The sequence below is a fragment of the Verticiella sediminum genome, from assembly GCF_007558815.1.
GTDB classification, from domain to species: Bacteria; Pseudomonadota; Gammaproteobacteria; order Burkholderiales; family Burkholderiaceae_B; genus Verticiella; species Verticiella sediminum.
This window is the reverse complement of record NZ_VLTJ01000005.1, coordinates 62,077-78,835: the sequence shown is the minus strand read 5'-3', so window position 1 is coordinate 78,835 and position 16,759 is coordinate 62,077. Positions and strand designations below refer to the sequence as shown.

Below are 16,759 nucleotides of genomic sequence, written 5' to 3'. Positions count from 1 at the left end.
TCCTTGCGTTGATCGATCACATGTCCCGGCCGGTCGCGGCCGGGGCGGCCTTGGCCCCCGCTTCCCGGACGCCGTGCGCGTCGGGCGTCGCCGTGGCACCCGACGCCAGCAGGCCGGCGATCTCGTCGTCGCCGAAGCCAGCCTCCCGGAGTACCTCCACACTGTCCTCGCCGATGCGCGGGGGCAGCCGGCGCACGCCGACGTCGGCCGTGCTCCATTGCGCCGCGTGCCGCATCTGCAGAATGCGTCCCTCCGAAGGATGCTCGATTTCCTGGAAGAAGCCGACGCTGCGCAGGTGCTCGTCCTGCAGCAGGTCTTCGAGCGTGCTCACCCGTTGGCACGGAATCTCGTGCTCACTGCACAGGGCGAGCCAGGCCTCTGTCGTACGGCTGGCCAGGATCTCGGCGAGCGCGGCGTATGCCACGTCGTAATGGCGGGCCCGCGCCGCATGCGTGTTGATGCGCGCGTCGGCCTCGAATGCTGCCTCGCGTCCGATGGCCGAGAAGAACGCGCGGAACTGCTTGTCGTTGTAGGGCGTCACCGCGATGTGCCCGTCACGGGTGCGGAACGGACGCCGGTAGGCGTTGAGCAGCCGGCTGTAGCCGGCCTCGCGGATCGGCGGCACGAAGGCCTGGCCGTTCAGGTGATCGCCCAGGACCATCTGCGCCAGGGTCTCGAACATGGGCACCTCGACGGCCTGGCCCTCGCCCGTGCGCAAGCGCAGATGCAGCGCGGCGATGGCGGCATGCGCCGCGGCCAGCCCGGTCATCCGGTCGCACAGGTTGGCGGGCACGAAAGCCGGTTCGTCATATCCCGCGCGTACGAAGAGCCCGGCCAGGCCGCTGGCTGCCTGAATGATGTCGTCGAATGCCGGCCGTTCGGCATACGGCCCGTCCTGGCCGAAGCCCACCAGCGACACATACACGATGGTCGGGTTCAGCGCGCACAGGTCCTCGTAGGACAAGCCGGCGCGGCGCATCGCTGCCGGCCTCACATTGTGGATGAATAGGTCGGCGGTTTCGCACAGCTTGAGCAGGGCCCGCCTGCCTTCCGGCTTCTTGATGTCCAGAACGACACTGCGCTTGTTGCGTCCGGTCGCCAGGTACATGGGCCCCATGCGCGCATGGCGGCCGTCGCCGGCGTGGCGCATGACATCGCCCTCCGGGGGTTCAACCTTGATCACGTCCGCGCCGTAGTCGCCCAGGATCTGGGTGGCGACGGGCCCCATCAGCACCGTGGCCATGTCGACCACCCGCACCCCTTCCAGAGGCCGATGATTTTTGTTCATATATCTGTTATATAAATTCATTAGAATGAACAGATTCTACACAACCTCTATCGACAGAACAACTTAGTCCCAAGGGTATTGGGGGGTAGACAGGTGTTCCGATTGCTTCCTATCATTCATTTGCATGAATTTATAGGACACGACAATGAACTCGAACCAGATCAAACTCTGGCGGTCAGCGGCTACCCTGAAAACATCGTCATCGACGCTGAGGAAGGCGCTGGCGTTCGCGGCGCTGGCGATAGGCGCCAGCGCCGGCTCCCAGGCCGGGCAACCGTCCTACCCCGCCCCCGGCAAACCCGTCCAGATCGTCGTGCCTTTCGCACCCGGCAGCGGCACCGACACCATGGCCCGCGCCCTTGCGGAAGACCTGCAGAAAGCGCTGGGCACGCCGGTCGTCATCGCCAATCGGCCGGGCGCCAACGGCGCCGTCGCGGCGGAGTTCGTTCGCAAGGCGACGCCGGACGGCTATACGCTCGTGCTGGCCACCAGTTCGGGCTGGTCGACCAATACCTGGCTGCTCAAGGCCGTCTCCTACGACCCGGTGCGGGACTTCACCCCCATTGCGCGCACCACCAACTTTCCCTTCGTGCTCGTCGTCAGTGCGTCGTCCTCGATCCGCACGCTCGACGACTTCCTGGACAGGGCCCGAGCAAGCCAGTTGACCATGGGCTATGGCAATGCGACGGGCCAGGTCGCCGGCGCCCACCTGATGAAAGTCGCGGGTTTCGAGGCTTTGCCGGTTCCCTACGGAAGCACCCCGCCGGCGCTGGTCGATCTCATCGGGGGCCGGTTCGACTTCATGTTCGTCGACATCGCGTCGTCGCAGACGCTGATCGAGAGCGGCAAGGTCCGCCCGCTGGCCGTGATGGCCGATCAACGCTCGAGCTTGATGCCGCAACTGCCGGCCCTGGGCGAAACCTATCCAGGCTTCGACTACGTTCCCTGGGGCGGGCTGATGGGCCCTCAGGCATTGCCGTCGGAAATCACGGACAAACTCGGTTCGATCACCGTGGCGATCCTGCGGCACGACGAGCTCAAGGCCCGGATGGCCGCGCTCGGGCTCGAGGCTTACCCGGCCGGCAGTGCGCAGTTCGGGACTTTCGTGCAGGAACAGCTCCGGGCCTGGGGCGACAAAGTGAAGGAGGCCGGCCTTGAACCCCAATGAGACAGCACTCGGCGAGCCGCTGCTGCGTTCGCTGCTGTTTGCGCCGGCGAACCGGCCCGACCTGGTCCTGAAGTTTCCCCGCGCAGCCGCGGATTGCTCGGTCATCGATCTGGAGGACGGCACTGCGCTCGCCGAAAAGCAGGCGGCGCGGGCAGATCTGCGCAACCTCGTCGAACAGGTACGCGCTGCCGGCCTGTCCGGGCCGCTCGGCGTGCGCGTGAACGCGCCCGACTCGCCGTTCTTCGCCGAAGACGTGGCTGCTGCCGTGACCTGCGCACCCGACGTCATCCTGCTGCCCAAGGCCGAAGCCGTCGAGGACGTGCTGCGTCTGGCCGCGGCCATCCAGGCCGGCGGCCGGGAGATCGCCGTGTTCGCCGGCATCGAAACCGCCGCCGGCGTACTGCACGCGCCGCAGATCTGCGCCTGCACTCGTGTTCTGCAAGCGGTGTTCTTCGGCGCGGAGGATCTGGCGGCCGACATCGGGGCGCAGCGTACGGATCGGGGCGACGAAGTGCTGGCGGCGCGCTCCATGGTGCTGCTGGCCGCCAGGGCGTCGAGAATCCTGGCCATCGATCAGGCGGTGGTGGACATCCGCGACGACGAACGCTTCCTGCGCGACTGCGCGGCGAGCCGCAACCTGGGCTACGACGGCAAGACCTGCCTGACGCCCCGCCAGACGGCCCTGGCCAACCAGGCCTTCTCACCATCCGCGAAGGAACTGGACTATGCGCAGCGTCTGGTCGCCGCGTACGAGGCAGCACGCGCACGCGGCCTGGGCGCGTTCGATTTCGAAGGCAGGATGATCGACACCCCGCTGCTCAGGCGCGCCGAGCGCCTGTTGCGCACACAGTCGACGCTCGGCCGCAGCAGCCCCGCCTGATCGCGAATCCAGACGCACGGCCGCCCCGGCGCCGACGGTGGCACCATCCTGCCGGGGGGCGTGCCAGTCCACGCGGCGTGCATGCCGCTCGGCTCCGCCGGGTTCGACACCGTGCAGGTCGACTGCGCGGGCGGGCCGCGCTCAGGCCGGCGCGAGTGCGCGGCTTTCGCCGGTCATGCCATCCAGCATGGTCACGCCGGGCAGTTCGCAATCCTCGATCGCCGCGACCAGCGCCTGGATCGCCGCGGTACGCGGAAAGCTCTTGCGCCAGGCGAGCACCACCCGGCGCGAAGGCACGGGCTCGGTGAACGGCAAGTAGCGCAGCAGGTCGTCCTTGCGCGGCTCGGACGGTACCGACGAAGCCGGCAGCACCGTCACGCCGATGCCCGCGGCCACCATGTGCCGGATGGTCTCGAGCGAGGAGCCCTCGAAGGTGCGCTGGATGCCGTCGTTCGAGGGCGAGAACCGCGCGAACTCGGGACAGACTTCCAGCACCTGGTCGCGAAAACAGTGGCCGGCGCCGAGCAGCAGCATGGTTTCTTCCTTGAGCTCGGCAGCGCTGATCGATTTGCGCCCGGCCCAGCGATGCTCGCGCGGCACGGCAGCCACGAAGGGCTCGTCATACAGCTCGTGCACCGTCAGGCCGGTGTCGGGCAGGGGCAGCGCCATGACGGCACAATCGATCTCGCCCTGGCGCAGCAGCTCCAGCAGCTTGACCGTGAAATTCTCCTGCAGCAGCAGCGGCATCTGCGGTGCGCGCTCGATCAGCACCGGCATCAGACGCGGCAGCAGGTACGGGCCGACGGTGTAGATCACGCCCACGCGCAGCGGCCCGGAGAGCGGGTCGTGGCCCTGGCGCGCGATCTCCTTCAGGTTGGCGCTCTCTTCGAGCACCTTCTGGGCCTGGGCGACGATGCGCTCGCCGATCGGCGTGACGCCGACTTCGGCGCCGCCGCGCTCGAACAGCACGACGCCCAGCTCGTCCTCGAGCTTGCGGATCGCGACCGACAGCGTCGGCTGGCTCACGAAGCAGGCTTCGGCCGCGCGTCCGAAGTGACGCTCGCGCGCGACGGCGACGATGTACTTGAGTTCAGTCAGGGTCATGGCTGCTCCATCGGTCAGGCCTTCAGGAAATTCTCCCGGCCACGCAGCCAGCGCGCCAGGTGTGCATGAACCGCATCGGGATACTCGGCGAGCATCCAGGCAGCCGCCTCGCGCGCCTCGTCGACCAGCCCGCCGTCCTCGCGCAGGTCGGCAAAACGCAGCAAGGCCTCGCCCGACTGGCGCACGCCCAGGAACTCGCCGGGCCCGCGCAGCGCGAGATCGCGCTGCGCGATCAGGAACCCGTCGGTGGTCTCGTGCATGGTGCGCAGGCGCTGCTTGGCCACCCGCGACAGCGGCGCCTGGTACATCAGCACGCAGATCGACTCGGCCGAACCGCGGCCCACGCGCCCGCGTAGCTGGTGCAACTGGGCCAGGCCGAAGCGCTCGGCATGCTCGATGACCATCAGCGAGGCGTTGGGCACGTCCACGCCCACCTCGATCACCGTGGTCGCGACCAGCAGGTCGAGCTCGCCGGCCTTGAAGGCGCGCATGACCTCGGCCTTCTCGGCCGTGGGCAGCTTGCCGTGCACCAGCCCCACGCGCAGTTGGGGCAAGGCCGCGCGCAGCGTCTCGAAGGTGTCGACCGCGGTCTGCAGCTCGAGCGCCTCGCTCTCCTCGACCAGCGGACAGACCCAGTAGGCCTGGCGGCCCGCTTCGACGGCCACGTGGATGCGCGCGACGACCTCGTCGCGCCGCACGTCGTTGACGAGCTTGGTGAGCACCGGCGTGCGCCCGGGCGGCAATTCATCGATCTCGGACACGTCCAGATCCGCATACACCGTCATCGCCAGCGTGCGCGGAATGGGCGTGGCCGACATCATCAACTGGTGGATGCCATCGGCCCCGGCGACGCCCTTCTCGCGCAAGGCCAGGCGCTGGCCGACCCCGAAACGGTGCTGCTCGTCGGTGATCGCCAGCCCCAGGCGGTGGAACTGCACATGCTCCTGGATCAGCGCCTGCGTGCCGACGATCAACTGGGCCTCGCCGCTCGCCAGGGCGGCCAGGGGCTCGCGGCGCGCCTTGGCGCTCAGGCTGCCCGAGAGCCACGCGATGTTCACGCCCAGCGGCGCCAGCCACTCGCCGAACTTGCGCAGATGCTGCTCGGCGAGGATCTCGGTGGGCGCCATCAGCGCCACCTGGTAGCCATGGTCGATGGCCTGGGCGGCGGCCAGCGCCGCCACCACGGTCTTGCCCGCGCCCACGTCACCCTGGAGCAGGCGCTGCATGGGATGGGCGCGGCCGAGGTCCGCCGAAATCTCGGCGACCACGCGTTGCTGGGCCTTGCTCAGGCGGAACGGCAGTTGCGCGAGCAGCCGCTCGAACAGCGTGTCGGCTCCCGCCGCCCGAGGCATCGCCGGCGCGCGCCGCGAACGGCGTTCCGCCCGCGCCAGGGCAAGCGAAAGCTGCTGCGCCAGCAATTCGTCGAACTTCACGCGGCGCCAGGCCGGATGCGTATGCTGGGCAAGATCCTCGACCGTCGCATCGGCCGCCGGCGTGTGCAATTCGCGCAAGGCGTCGGCGAAGCCGCACAGCCCCCAGCGTTCGCGCACAACGTCCGGCAGCGAGTCGGACAGGTCGGCCTGGGCCAGCGCGGCGGCGATTTGCCGGCGCAGAATGCTCTGCGCCAGCCCCTGCGTCGTGGGATAGACGGGCGTCAGGCGCTGCGGCAGTTGCGCATCCGCCCCACCCACGCGCGGATGCACCATCTCCAGGCCGAACAGCCCGCCGCGCGGCTCGCCGCGCACGCGCACGCGACTGCCCACCGCAAGCTGGCGCTGCTGGCTGGGATAGAAGTTGAGAAAGCGCAGCGCCAGTTCGCCCGTCTCGTCGGCCACGGCGGCGACGAGCTGGCGGCGCGGACGCATCTGCACCTCGCAGCGCGTCACCTCGCCCTCGACCTGCGCGAACACGCCCGGCAGCAGGCGCCCGATGTCGGTGACGCGGGTTTCGTCCTCGTAGCGCAGCGGCAGGTGCAGCAGGCAGTCGGCGGGCGTGCGCAGGCCGAGCTTGTGCAGCTTGCGCTCGATCTGGCTGCCCGGGTCCACCACGGCCGACACGACTGCCTCGCTGCGGTCAGAGCGCCAGGATGGCTTCGACCTCGAACCGGGCGCCCTTGGGCAGCGCGGCCACGCCGACCGTCGAGCGTGCCGGGAACGGCTGCGGGATGAGCTCGGCCATGATGGCGTTGGCCTGGGCGAAGTTGCCCAGATCGGTGAGGAACAGCGTGAGCTTGACCACGTTCTCCAGCTTGCCGCCGGCGGCCGCGACGACCGCGCTCATGTTGGCGAAAGCCTGGCGCACTTCGTGATCGAAGGTATCGCTGACCAGCTCGCCGGTGGCCGGATCGAGGCCGATCTGGCCCGACAGGTAGACCGTGCGGGCGCCGGCAGGCGCGGCAACGGCTTGCGAATACGGACCGACGGCGGCGGGCGCCTGCTCGGTATGGATGATGTCTTTCATGAATCCTCTCGGCGGCGTGGGCCGGCATGCGCCGGGCCACGCGATATGCGTCGGAAAACTATCACATCGGCTGTTTCGATAGCCGAATAAGCAGCATAACCGATACACGCGGCGTGCGGCGGCGCGAGCAGACAGCGGATGCCGGCAACGGGTGCCGGCAACGCTACCGGAGGTCTCGGCGAAGCGCGCCGGCGGCGCGGCTTGCGCGGCCGCGAAACGGCGCGGTCAGCTTCCACTGGCGTCGTCCTGCGCAAGAACGCGAGGGCTTGCCTGCTTGCGGGCCGCCGCCGGCGGCCCTGCCGGCTGAGGGCGCGTCGCGTCCCCGTTCAGGCGCGCGTGGAAGCCGGCGCGTGCAGGACTTCGCGATGGATGTCCACGTTTCTCTCGCCGTCGCCGAACCAGATGGCGCCATCCTGCACGTTGCATTGCAGTTGCATGCTGCGCGCCGCCATCTCGCCCAGGGCGCGCGTGGCCTCCGCGGGCAGTTGCACGACGGTGAGGTTGTCGAGCTTGAGCACGCCCTTGCGCTGGTTCTGCCACCAGACGTCCGCGCCGCGGCCGTAGACGTACAGCACCACCCGCTCGGCACGCCCGCAGGCCTTGCGCAGGGCCTTTTCGTCCGGCAGGCCGACGTCGATCCACAGAGAGATGGCGCCGGTCAGGTCGCGCAGGACCAGGTCCGGTTCGCCCTCGGACGACAGGCCGGGGCCGAAGGCGAGCGCCTCGTCCGCGTGCAGGGCGTAGGCCAGCACGCGGACCATCATCCGCTCGTCGGTCTCGGAAGGATGGCGCGCCACGGTGAGCGCGTGCTCGGCGTAGTAGTGGCGATCCATGTCCGCCACCTGCAGTTGCGCCTTGAAGACCGTGGAAGGCAGCGCCATGCTCCGCTCCTCAGGCTTCGCCCAGGGCGATGCGCAGCATGCGGCGCAGCGGCTCGGCCGCGCCCCACAGCAGTTGGTCGCCCACGGTGAAGGCCGACAGATACTCGGGGCCCATCGCCAGCTTGCGCAGGCGGCCGACCGGGATCTGCAGCGTGCCGGTGACGGCCACCGGCGTGAGATCCCGCATGGAAGCTTCGCGCGTGTTCGGCACCACCTTGGCCCAGGGGTTGGCGGCGCGCAGCATGTCCTCGATCTCGTCGAGCGGCACGTCGCGCTTCAACTTGATGGTGAGCGCCTGGCTGTGGCAGCGCATCGCGCCGATGCGCACGCACAGGCTGTCGATGGGGATGATGTCCGCGCCGGTACGGCCGAGGATCTTGTTGGTCTCGGCGCCGCCCTTCCACTCTTCGCGCGACATGCCGTCGCCCAGGTCCTTGTCGATCCAGGGGATCAGGTTGCCGGCCAGGGGCACGCCGAAGTGCTCGGTGGGCAGTGTGCCGCCCTGCTGCAGCGCGAGCACGCCGCGATCGATGTCGAGGATGGCCGAGGACGGATCGTCCAGCAGCGTCCTGACCTGGCCGTTGATGAGGCCGAACTGGGTGAGCAGTTCGCGCATGTGCTGCGCGCCGCCGCCCGAGGCCGCCTGGTAGGTCATGGCGGTCATCCACTCGACCAGGCCGTTCTGGAACAGGCCGCCCAGGCCCATCAGCATGCAGCTCACCGTGCAGTTGCCGCCGGCGAAGGTCTTGATGCCGTTCTTCAGGCCGGCGTCGATCACGTTGCGGTTGACCGGGTCGAGGATGATGATGGCGTCATCCTTCATGCGCAGCGTGCTGGCCGCGTCGATCCAGATACCGTCCCAGCCGGCTTCGCGCAGCTTGCCGTACACCTCGGTGGTGTAGTCGCCGCCCTGGGCGGTGACGATGATCGGCAGCTTCCTGAGCGCTTCGATGTCGAAGGCGTTCTGCAGCTTGCCGGCGCCCGGCGCCCACTCGGGGGCATTGCCGCCCGCGTTGCTGGTGGAGAAGAAAACGGGTTCGATCAGGTTGAAATCGCCTTCGTCGCGCATGCGCTGCATGAGGACCGATCCCACCATGCCGCGCCAGCCGACCAGGCCAACGGCTTGTGCCATGTATTAACTCCTTTGAAGTGCGTTCAGAACCGCGTCGCCCATCTCGGCCGTGCCGACGCGGGTGGTGCCCGGCTCGTGGATGTCCGGCGTGCGCAGGCCTTGCGCGAGCACGGCCTTGACCGCGGCTTCGACGCGCTCGGCCTCGCTCGCGCAGCCCAGCGAGTAGCGCAGCAGCATTGCCGCCGACAGGATCGTGGCGAGCGGGTTGGCCACGTTCTGGCCCGCGATGTCGGGGGCCGAACCGTGGCTGGGCTCGTACAGGCCCTGGCCCTTCTCGTTGAGCGAGGCCGAGGGCAGCATGCCGATCGAGCCGGTGAGCATCGCCGCCTCGTCCGACAGGATGTCGCCGAACAGGTTGCCGGTGACGATCACGTCGAACTGGCGCGGCGCCTTGACGAGCTGCATGGCGGCGTTGTCCACGTACATGTGCGACAGCTCCACCTCCGGGAAGTCACGCGCCACCTCGATCACGATGTCCTTCCAGAACTGCGAGGTCTCGAGCACGTTGGCCTTGTCCACGCTGCACAGCTTGCGGCTGCGCTTCATCGCAGTCTCGAAGCCGATGCGCGCGATGCGGCGTACCTCGGATTCGGCGTAGCGCATCGTGTCGTAGCCCTCGCGCTCGCCGGCGAACCTGCCGTCCGGCGCGCTGCGCACGCCGCGCGGCGTGCCGAAATAGATGTCGCCGGTAAGCTCGCGGATGATCATGATGTCCAGCCCGGCCACCACTTCCGGCTTGAGCGTGGACGCATTGGCCAGCTCGGGATACAGGATCGCCGGACGCAGGTTGGCGAACAGGCCCAGCGACTTGCGCAGCCCGAGGATGGCCTGCTCGGGACGGAACTCGCGCGGCAGTTCGTCGTACTTCCAGTCGCCCACGGCGCCGAACAGCACGGCGTCGGACGCTTGCGCGAGTTCCAGCGTGAGGGGCGGCAGCGGATGCTCGAACTGGTCGAAGGCCGCGCCACCGACGGCGGCCTCGGTCAGCTCCAGGTTCAGGTCCAGGGCGCGCAGCACGCGCACGGCCTGTTCGACGATTTCGGGCCCGATGCCGTCACCGGGAAGAACCGCGATTTTCTTGGTCATGATGGTCCTGGGAGTCTCTGCTGCCGCGGCGCCCGCCCTCACGAGCGGGGCCGGCGCAGATAGGGGTCTTGGACCTCGCCCCGGCGCCGGCCCGGGGGTGTTCGCGGCTAGCGTCGTTGCGAGATGGGAATTACAGGCCGGCGGGTTGCGTGGCGAGCCAGCCGCGGGTGGCCAGGCGCTTGGCCTCGAACTCGCGGATCTTGTCCGCGTGGCGCAGGGTCAGGCCGATGTCGTCCAGCCCGTTCAACAGGCAGTACTTGCGGAACGCGGTGATCTCGAAGGCCAGTTCCTTGCCCTCGGGCGTGAGCACGACCTGCCGCTCGAGATCGATGGTGAGGGTGTAGCCTTCCCTGGCCTCGACCGCCTCGAACAGCGCGGCGACGTCCCCTTCCGGCAGAATCACCGGCAGCAGGCCGTTCTTGTAGCTGTTGTTGAAGAAGATGTCGGCGAACGACGGCGCAATGATCGCGCGAAAACCGTACTGCTCCAGCGCCCAGGGCGCATGCTCGCGGCTCGAGCCGCAGCCGAAGTTCTTGCGCGCGAGCAGGATGCTCGCGCCCTGGTAGCGCGGCTGGTTGAGCACGAAATCCGGGTTCAGCGGGCGCTGGCTGTTGTCCATGCCCGGCTCGCCATGATCCAGATAGCGCAACTCGTCGAACAGGTTGGGGCCGAAGCCCGTGCGCTTGATCGACTTCAGGAACTGCTTGGGAATGATCAGATCGGTGTCGACGTTGGACCGGTCCAGCGGGGCCACCAAGCCTTCGTGTACGGTAAATGCCTGCATGTGAGCTCCCGGATCAGTTGAACGTGCGCACGTCGACGAAATGGCCGGCGATCGCGGCGGCCGCGGCCATGGCCGGGCTTACCAGATGCGTGCGTCCGCCCTGCCCCTGGCGGCCTTCGAAGTTGCGGTTGGAGGTCGAGGCGCAGCGCTCGCCCGGTTCCAGGCGGTCGGCGTTCATGGCCAGGCACATCGAGCAGCCCGGCTCGCGCCATTCGAAGCCCGCTTCGAGGAAGACCTTGTCCAGCCCCTCGGCCTCGGCCTGGGCCTTGACCAGCCCCGAGCCCGGCACCACCATCGCCTGGCGCACGCTGCCCGCCACGCGGCGCCCGCGCGCGACCTCGGCGGCGGCGCGCAGATCCTCGATGCGCGAATTCGTGCACGAACCGATGAACACGCGGTCGATGGCGATCTCGGTGAGCGGCGTGTTGGCTTGCAGCCCCATGTACTCCAGCGCGCGCTCCATGCCCGAGCGCTTGACCTCGTCGGCCTCGCTGGCCGGGTCCGGCACGGCGGCATCCACCGGCAGCACCATTTCGGGCGAGGTGCCCCAGGTCACCTGCGGCCGGATGTCGGCCGCGTCGACTTCCACCACGAGGTCGAACTGCGCGCCTTCGTCGGAATGCAGCGTGCGCCAGTATTCGACGGCCTGGTCCCAGGCCGCGCCCTTGGGCGCGAAGGGACGGTCGCGGAAGTATTCGATGGTCTTGTCGTCGACCGCCACCATGCCCGAACGCGCACCGGCCTCGATGGCCATGTTGCACACCGTCATGCGGCCTTCGACGGAAAGGTCGCGGATGGCGCTGCCGGCAAATTCGATCGCGCAGCCGGTGCCGCCGGCCGTGCCGATCACGCCAATCACGTGCAGGACCAGATCCTTGGCCGTAGTGCCCTCCGGCAGCCTGCCCTCGACGCGTACCAGCATGTTGCGGCTCTTCTTCATGAGCAGCGTCTGGGTGGCGAGCACGTGCTCGACCTCGGAGGTGCCGATGCCGAAGGCCAGCGCGCCCACGGCGCCGTGGGTGCTGGTGTGCGAATCGCCACAGACCACCGTCATGCCGGGCAGCGTGGCGCCCTGCTCGGGGCCGACCACGTGCACGATGCCCTGGCGCAGGTCGTTCATGCGGAATTCGGTGATGCCGAAGGTCTCGCAATTCTCGTCGAGCGTGTCGACCTGCAGCTTGGAGACGGGATCGGCGATGCCGCTCGCGCGGTCGGCGGCGAGCGTGGGTACGTTGTGATCGGCAACGGCCAGATTGGCGCTGATGCGCCAGGGCTTGCGCCCGGCGATGCGCAGACCTTCGAAGGCCTGGGGACTCGTGACCTCATGCACCAGGTGCCGGTCGATGTAGAGCAAACAGGTGCCGTCTTCTTCCTGGTGAACGATGTGATCGTTCCACAACTTGTCGTACAGAGTCTGTGCCATGGCGCTCGCCTGCGTGGCGGGCCTGTCATGCGGACTATGCCGAAGCCGCCGATCGCGCGCTGTGCGAGCGGCTCCTGGCAGAGGAAAGCCTGTACGGCCCGCCTGTATCAAAGGGGGAAGCTTCCAATTATGCCACAGAGAGGGGCAAAGTCGTTGATTTCCCGGGCATCTCGCCTGGCGCTGGTGCGCCCGTGCCCCACTGCGGCGCACGGCCCTGTGATCCGCACGCCGCGAGCGCGCTCAGCAAGCCGACAGGAACCGCTCGGCAATGTCGATCTGGTCGTCGCTCATGAAAGTGGGCGCGTGGCCGACGCCGGCGATCTCGACCGTCTGCGTGCGCGGGTTGCCCGCGCGCATCCGCTCGAGCGTGTCCGGGGTGAGCAGATCCGACTCGGCGCCGCGCACCACCAGGACCGGGCATTGCAGCGCAGCGTAGAACTGCCAGGTAAGCGCCGTACCCGCCGCCATGGCTTGCGGCGTGGTGTTCAGCAGCGCCATGGCCAGGCCCGGATCGTAGTGCCGCACCCACTGGCCGTCGCGCTGCACGATGACGTGGCGCGCCAGCTCGCGCCACTCGTCGTCGCTGTGCTCGCCGAAGGTCTCCGCGACCTGACGGATGTAGGCCACCCCTTCGTCGAAACTGGCGAACGACGAAGTCAGTCCGACATAGCTGCCGATGCGCGCGGCCGCCTCGGGCGCGATCTGCGGCCCGACATCGTTCAGGATCATGCGCGAGATCGGCGGCGACAGCTTACCGGCGTCGCCGTCGGCCGCCACCGAGGCGCCCGGCAGCCCGCCCAGCCCCATGCCGATCAGGCCGCCCATCGAAGTGCCGAACCAGTGCAGTACCCGAGCATCCAGGCGGCCGATCAGCGTCACCATGTCGGCCACGTACTGCGGCACCGTGTAGTACGCCGGCTCGCCCAGCCAGTCCGAGCGTCCGCGGCCCACCACATCGGGGCAGACCACGCGATAGCGGCCCGCCAGGCGCCGGGCGAGCCGATCGAAGTCGCGTCCGGTGCGCGTCAGGCCATGCACGCACAGCAGCACGCGGTCGTTTTGCGGGTCGCCCCATTCCCAGTAGGCCATGCGATGCAGGCCGGCGGGGCTGAGGCAGGAGACGTGGAGCAGGCGCGGTTCTTCGAGAGACTGGGACACGGTGCAAACCTCCGGGATGTTGATGGATGCGCGCGGGATGCCTGCGGCCTGGCACGAGCCTGGTCGGCGGGCCTCAGGCCGCGCGCGGCAGACTCGGGGCCACGCCCATGGCCGCAAGCAGGCCCAACAACTCGCCCGCCGTCTGGGCGGGACGCTCCATCGGGAACAGATGGCCGCCTTCGATCTGGCGCATGTGCTCGCCGACCAGCCGGCGCGTGGCCGCCAGGCCAACCTGCCGCACCTCCTGCGAGCGGGTGCCACGGATGAAGCCCACGGGCAGGCCCGGTACGCGCTGGCGCAAGCGGCTGGCCACCCGGCCCAGATCGTGCGGCAAGGTCTGGTAGATGCGCGCCTCGACATCGCGAGCGAATCGCAGCCCGGCGCCGTCCTCGCGCCGGCACACGCCGCAGCCGACATAGTCGCGCAGCACGTCGGCGTCCCAGCGCGCGAACACCGGCTTGCTCGCGAAATGCGTCAGCGCATCGTCGGGCGAGGCAAAGCGGTCGCGCCGCCGCCACGCCACGCTGGCCGGCGGCACCCGCGCGGCCAGGCCGACCCGCTTGGCGGCCCGGATGACCCCGGCCTTCCAGCCGTGCAGCACGGGCGAATCGAGCATGACGACGGCGCGCACCGCCGCCGGTTCGCTCGCCGCCAGCATCAGCGAGAGAAAACCGCCCAGCGAATGGCCGACCAGAATGACCGGCTCGTCGCCCTGGCGCACCAGGGCCAGTTCGTGTGCCGCCTGGCGCACCAGGTGCCGCCAGCCGTCGGTCACGGGAAAGAGCGGGTCGTGGCCGTAGCAGTCGGGGGCCGCGACCCGGTAGTGAGGCTCGAGCTGCGCGAAGAGCTTGCGATAGGTGCCCGCGGGAAACCCGTTGGCGTGCGAAAAGAAGAGCAAGGGACGTGGCGGCACGACGATGGACAGGGAAAGCCGTGGGAATGCCGAGTATATCGGCCAAACCCCCTACTGCCCATGCCAGTAGCGGCGGCCTTGCTCGCGCTGGCGCTCGACGCGCAGGCCGCCGGCGCGCGAATGGGCCACGACCGCGCCGTCGCGGTCGCTGCGGTGGACGCGGGCGCCGGCGCGCTCCCAGCGCCCGAGCACGTCGGCATGCGGATGGCCGAAGCGGCTGTGATGGCCGGCCTGCGCCACTGCGTGCGCCGCCGCGGTGCCCGCGACGAAGGCGGGTGCCGAGGACGTACGCGAGCCGTGGTGCGCCATGAGCACCAGGTCGGCGCGTACCGCGCCGTCGTGCGCATCGGCGAGCGCGCGCTCCTGCGCAGCGTGGATGTCGCCCGGCAGCAGCGCCGCATGATGCAGGCCCTGCACCATCAGCACACAACTGCGTGCGTTCCTGTCGGAGGCAGGCGCCGGCGCGCTGCCGCCGGGATGCAGAAAGCGGAACGCCACGCCATCGGCCCACCAGCCCTGGCCGGCGCGACAGGGCGCGCTCGGCCGGTCGGCGGCCGCGCCGGCGTCCGACGCGCGCACGCGGCGGACCGGCAGGCGCGCCAGCAGCGAGGCCAGCCCGCCGACATGATCCGTGTCCGCGTGCGACACGACCACCTCGTCGAGCTCGCGCCAGCCGCGCGCGCGCAGATACGGCCAGAGCACGCGCTCGCCGGCGTCGCGGCCCGGCCCATAGCTCGGCCCCGGGTCGAACACGACCACGTGATGCCGGGTCTCGATCACCACGCCGCCGCCCTGGCCCACGTCGAGCGCGGCCAGCCGCCACTCGCCCGGCGCCAGCTCCGCAGACCGCGGCAGCACCAGGGGCGCCAGCGCGATCAGGCCAGCCAGGCGGCCGGGCGCGCCGGCCGGGAGCAGGTGCCAGAGCACGGCCGCCAGGCCCAAGGCCAGCGCGCCCACGCCCGGGGCCGCGACCGACCACGCCGACCATGGCGCGTCGGCCAGCGGCTGCAGCACCCGCATCAGGAGGCCGAACAGCCATTCCGCCGTCAGCAGCATCCCATCGGCCAGGCCTGCCCAGGGCCCGGGCGCCGCCAGCATGCCGGCCAGCGCCAGCGGTGTGACGACGAAACTCACCAGGGGTATGGCCAGCGCGTTGGCCAGCGGCCCGGCCAGGCTGACGACCTGGAACTGCCAGGCCAGCAGGGGCGCGAGCGCGAGCGAGATGGCAAGCTGCGCGCGCGCGGCCAGGCACAGGCCGCGCCACCCATGCGGGCCGCGCGCCGGGCGCCAGCGGCCGGCCGCTGCCAGCATGAGCAGGGCCACCGCCCCGAACGAAAGCCAGAAGCCGGGCGCCAGCACCGCCCAAGGGTCCATGGCCGTGACGGCCACCGCGGCCAGGGCGAGCACGGCCGACGGCAGCCAGGGCAGGCCTGATACCGCCGCGCCCGCGACGCAGGCCAGCATGAAGAACGTGCGCCGTGCCGGCACGCCCCAGCCAGCGATCAGGCAATAGAGCCCGGCCACGACGAGGCCGACCAGTGCGGCGGGCACCTGGGCCGGCACGCGCTCGGCGCAGGCCACCCCGCGCCAGCGCAGCCTTGGCCACAGCCAGCGCGTGGCCAAGGCGAAGATACTGGCAAGCAGCGTGACGTGCAGCCCGCTGATCGAGACCAGATGCGTGATGCCGATCCGGTTGAAAGCCTCCCAGTCTGGCGCGGGCACGGCCGACTGGTCGCCCACTGCCAGGGCGAGCACGACGCCGCCATGGCGGCGCTCGCCCAGGCGCGCCTGCATAGCCTCGCGCAGCCGATGGCGCACGCGCTCGATCGCCGTGCCGACGCGCGCCCAGGGTTCGTCGCCCAACCATTCGGGCGTGCCGCGCACGGTGCCGACCGCGCGCAGGCCGCGCTCGAAGAACCAGGCCTCGGCGTCGAAGGCATGCGGGTTGGCAAGCCCATGCGGGCGGCGCAGCACCAGGGCGGCGCTGTAGCGTTCGCCTGGCCGCACCAGCGCCGCCGCCGGCGCTCCGGGCTCGCGGCTGTCGTACCAGCTCACCATCAGGCGCCCCGGCACACCGGCCACCGGCGAGGCCAGCACCCCGGCTTCGAAGCGCTGGCCGCCATCCAGCCGGGTCGAGAGCCCGGTAACGAGGATCTCCAGCCGGGTGACCAGATTCTCGTGAGCCGGAGCCAACGCCTCCTGCAGGCGCAGCTCGGCGCGCTGCAGCGCCAGCGCAGCGGCCATCAGGCCGGCGGCGAGCACGGGCAACGCGCAGGCGAAAACGCGCGCCCGCCCCGCCGTCCGCGCCGCCCGTCCCTGCGCGCGGGGCCGGACCAGGCCCAGCCAGGCAAGCACGAGCACGACCGCCCCGCCCGCGAGCATGGTGCGAACCAAAGCACCCGGCAGCGCGGGCAGCACCTGCACACAACCCGTTGCCGCTACCCAGGCCAGCGCCATCCATCGCCACATGCGTCCCCCGGCT

Annotated in this window: 14 protein-coding genes; 2 read left to right on the top strand and 12 right to left on the bottom strand. The window is 69.8% G+C overall.

Features of this window, described 5'->3' with window-relative positions; translation table 11 throughout:
- Positions 1 to 16 precede the first annotated feature (16 nt).
- Entirely contained in the window at positions 17 to 1,288 is a 1,272-nt protein-coding gene (locus tag FOZ76_RS03145) for a CaiB/BaiF CoA transferase family protein (RefSeq protein ID WP_143946675.1), read from the bottom strand.
- A 145-nt stretch (positions 1,289 to 1,433) separates the two neighbouring features.
- Here FOZ76_RS03145 and FOZ76_RS03140 point away from each other — a divergent pair, with 145 nt between their 5' ends.
- The gene (locus tag FOZ76_RS03140) at positions 1,434 to 2,456 is read left to right on the top strand and encodes a Bug family tripartite tricarboxylate transporter substrate binding protein (protein ID WP_143946674.1); all 1,023 of its coding nucleotides are present in this window, start codon (positions 1,434 to 1,436) and stop codon (positions 2,454 to 2,456) included.
- The gene (locus tag FOZ76_RS03135) at positions 2,443 to 3,336 is read left to right on the top strand and encodes an HpcH/HpaI aldolase/citrate lyase family protein (RefSeq protein WP_143946673.1); all 894 of its coding nucleotides are present in this window, start codon (positions 2,443 to 2,445) and stop codon (positions 3,334 to 3,336) included. Before FOZ76_RS03140 ends, FOZ76_RS03135 begins: the two co-directional genes overlap by 14 nt.
- 141 nt (positions 3,337 to 3,477) lie before the next feature.
- On the opposite strand, the gene FOZ76_RS03130 is transcribed toward FOZ76_RS03135, so the two are convergent.
- The 11 genes from FOZ76_RS03130 to FOZ76_RS03080 all read right to left on the bottom strand — a co-directional run bounded on the left by FOZ76_RS03130 (position 3,478) and on the right by FOZ76_RS03080 (position 16,746).
- Positions 3,478 to 4,440, bottom strand: coding sequence for a LysR substrate-binding domain-containing protein (locus FOZ76_RS03130; RefSeq protein ID WP_143946672.1), 963 nt, complete (start codon positions 4,438 to 4,440; stop codon positions 3,478 to 3,480).
- A 14-nt stretch (positions 4,441 to 4,454) separates the two neighbouring features.
- The gene (gene recG, locus FOZ76_RS03125; RefSeq protein WP_246129267.1) at positions 4,455 to 6,497 is read right to left on the bottom strand and encodes an ATP-dependent DNA helicase RecG; all 2,043 of its coding nucleotides are present in this window, start codon (positions 6,495 to 6,497) and stop codon (positions 4,455 to 4,457) included.
- A 16-nt stretch (positions 6,498 to 6,513) separates the two neighbouring features.
- On the bottom strand, positions 6,514 to 6,900 hold the full coding sequence (locus FOZ76_RS27820; protein ID WP_143946670.1) for a Rid family detoxifying hydrolase: 387 nt from the start codon (positions 6,898 to 6,900) through the stop codon (positions 6,514 to 6,516).
- A gap of 326 nt (positions 6,901 to 7,226) precedes the next feature.
- Entirely contained in the window at positions 7,227 to 7,781 is a 555-nt protein-coding gene (locus FOZ76_RS03115) for a YaeQ family protein (RefSeq protein ID WP_143946669.1), read from the bottom strand.
- Between the two features lie 10 nt (positions 7,782 to 7,791).
- Complete coding sequence (gene asd, locus FOZ76_RS03110) at positions 7,792 to 8,913, bottom strand: aspartate-semialdehyde dehydrogenase (protein WP_143946668.1); 1,122 nt, start codon at positions 8,911 to 8,913, stop codon at positions 7,792 to 7,794.
- Positions 8,914 to 8,916: 3 nt separating this feature from the next.
- Positions 8,917 to 9,999 carry a 3-isopropylmalate dehydrogenase gene (gene leuB / locus FOZ76_RS03105; protein ID WP_143946667.1) on the bottom strand — a complete coding sequence of 361 codons (1,083 nt, stop codon included), beginning with the start codon at positions 9,997 to 9,999 and terminating at the stop codon, positions 8,917 to 8,919.
- Between the two features lie 130 nt (positions 10,000 to 10,129).
- A complete protein-coding gene (gene leuD / locus FOZ76_RS03100; RefSeq protein ID WP_143946666.1) occupies positions 10,130 to 10,783 on the bottom strand; it encodes a 3-isopropylmalate dehydratase small subunit in 654 nt (217 codons plus the stop codon).
- Between the two features lie 13 nt (positions 10,784 to 10,796).
- Complete coding sequence (leuC, locus tag FOZ76_RS03095; RefSeq protein ID WP_143946665.1) at positions 10,797 to 12,206, bottom strand: 3-isopropylmalate dehydratase large subunit; 1,410 nt, start codon at positions 12,204 to 12,206, stop codon at positions 10,797 to 10,799.
- Positions 12,207 to 12,446: 240 nt separating this feature from the next.
- On the bottom strand, positions 12,447 to 13,364 hold the full coding sequence (locus FOZ76_RS03090) for an alpha/beta fold hydrolase (protein ID WP_342781858.1): 918 nt from the start codon (positions 13,362 to 13,364) through the stop codon (positions 12,447 to 12,449).
- 73 nt (positions 13,365 to 13,437) lie between these two features.
- Positions 13,438 to 14,262 (bottom strand): alpha/beta fold hydrolase, encoded by an 825-nt coding sequence (locus FOZ76_RS03085; RefSeq protein WP_246129266.1) that lies wholly within the window; start codon positions 14,260 to 14,262, stop codon positions 13,438 to 13,440.
- Positions 14,263 to 14,328: 66 nt separating this feature from the next.
- Positions 14,329 to 16,746 (bottom strand): DNA internalization-related competence protein ComEC/Rec2, encoded by a 2,418-nt coding sequence (locus FOZ76_RS03080; RefSeq protein ID WP_246129265.1) that lies wholly within the window; start codon positions 16,744 to 16,746, stop codon positions 14,329 to 14,331.
- Positions 16,747 to 16,759: the final 13 nt, after the last annotated feature.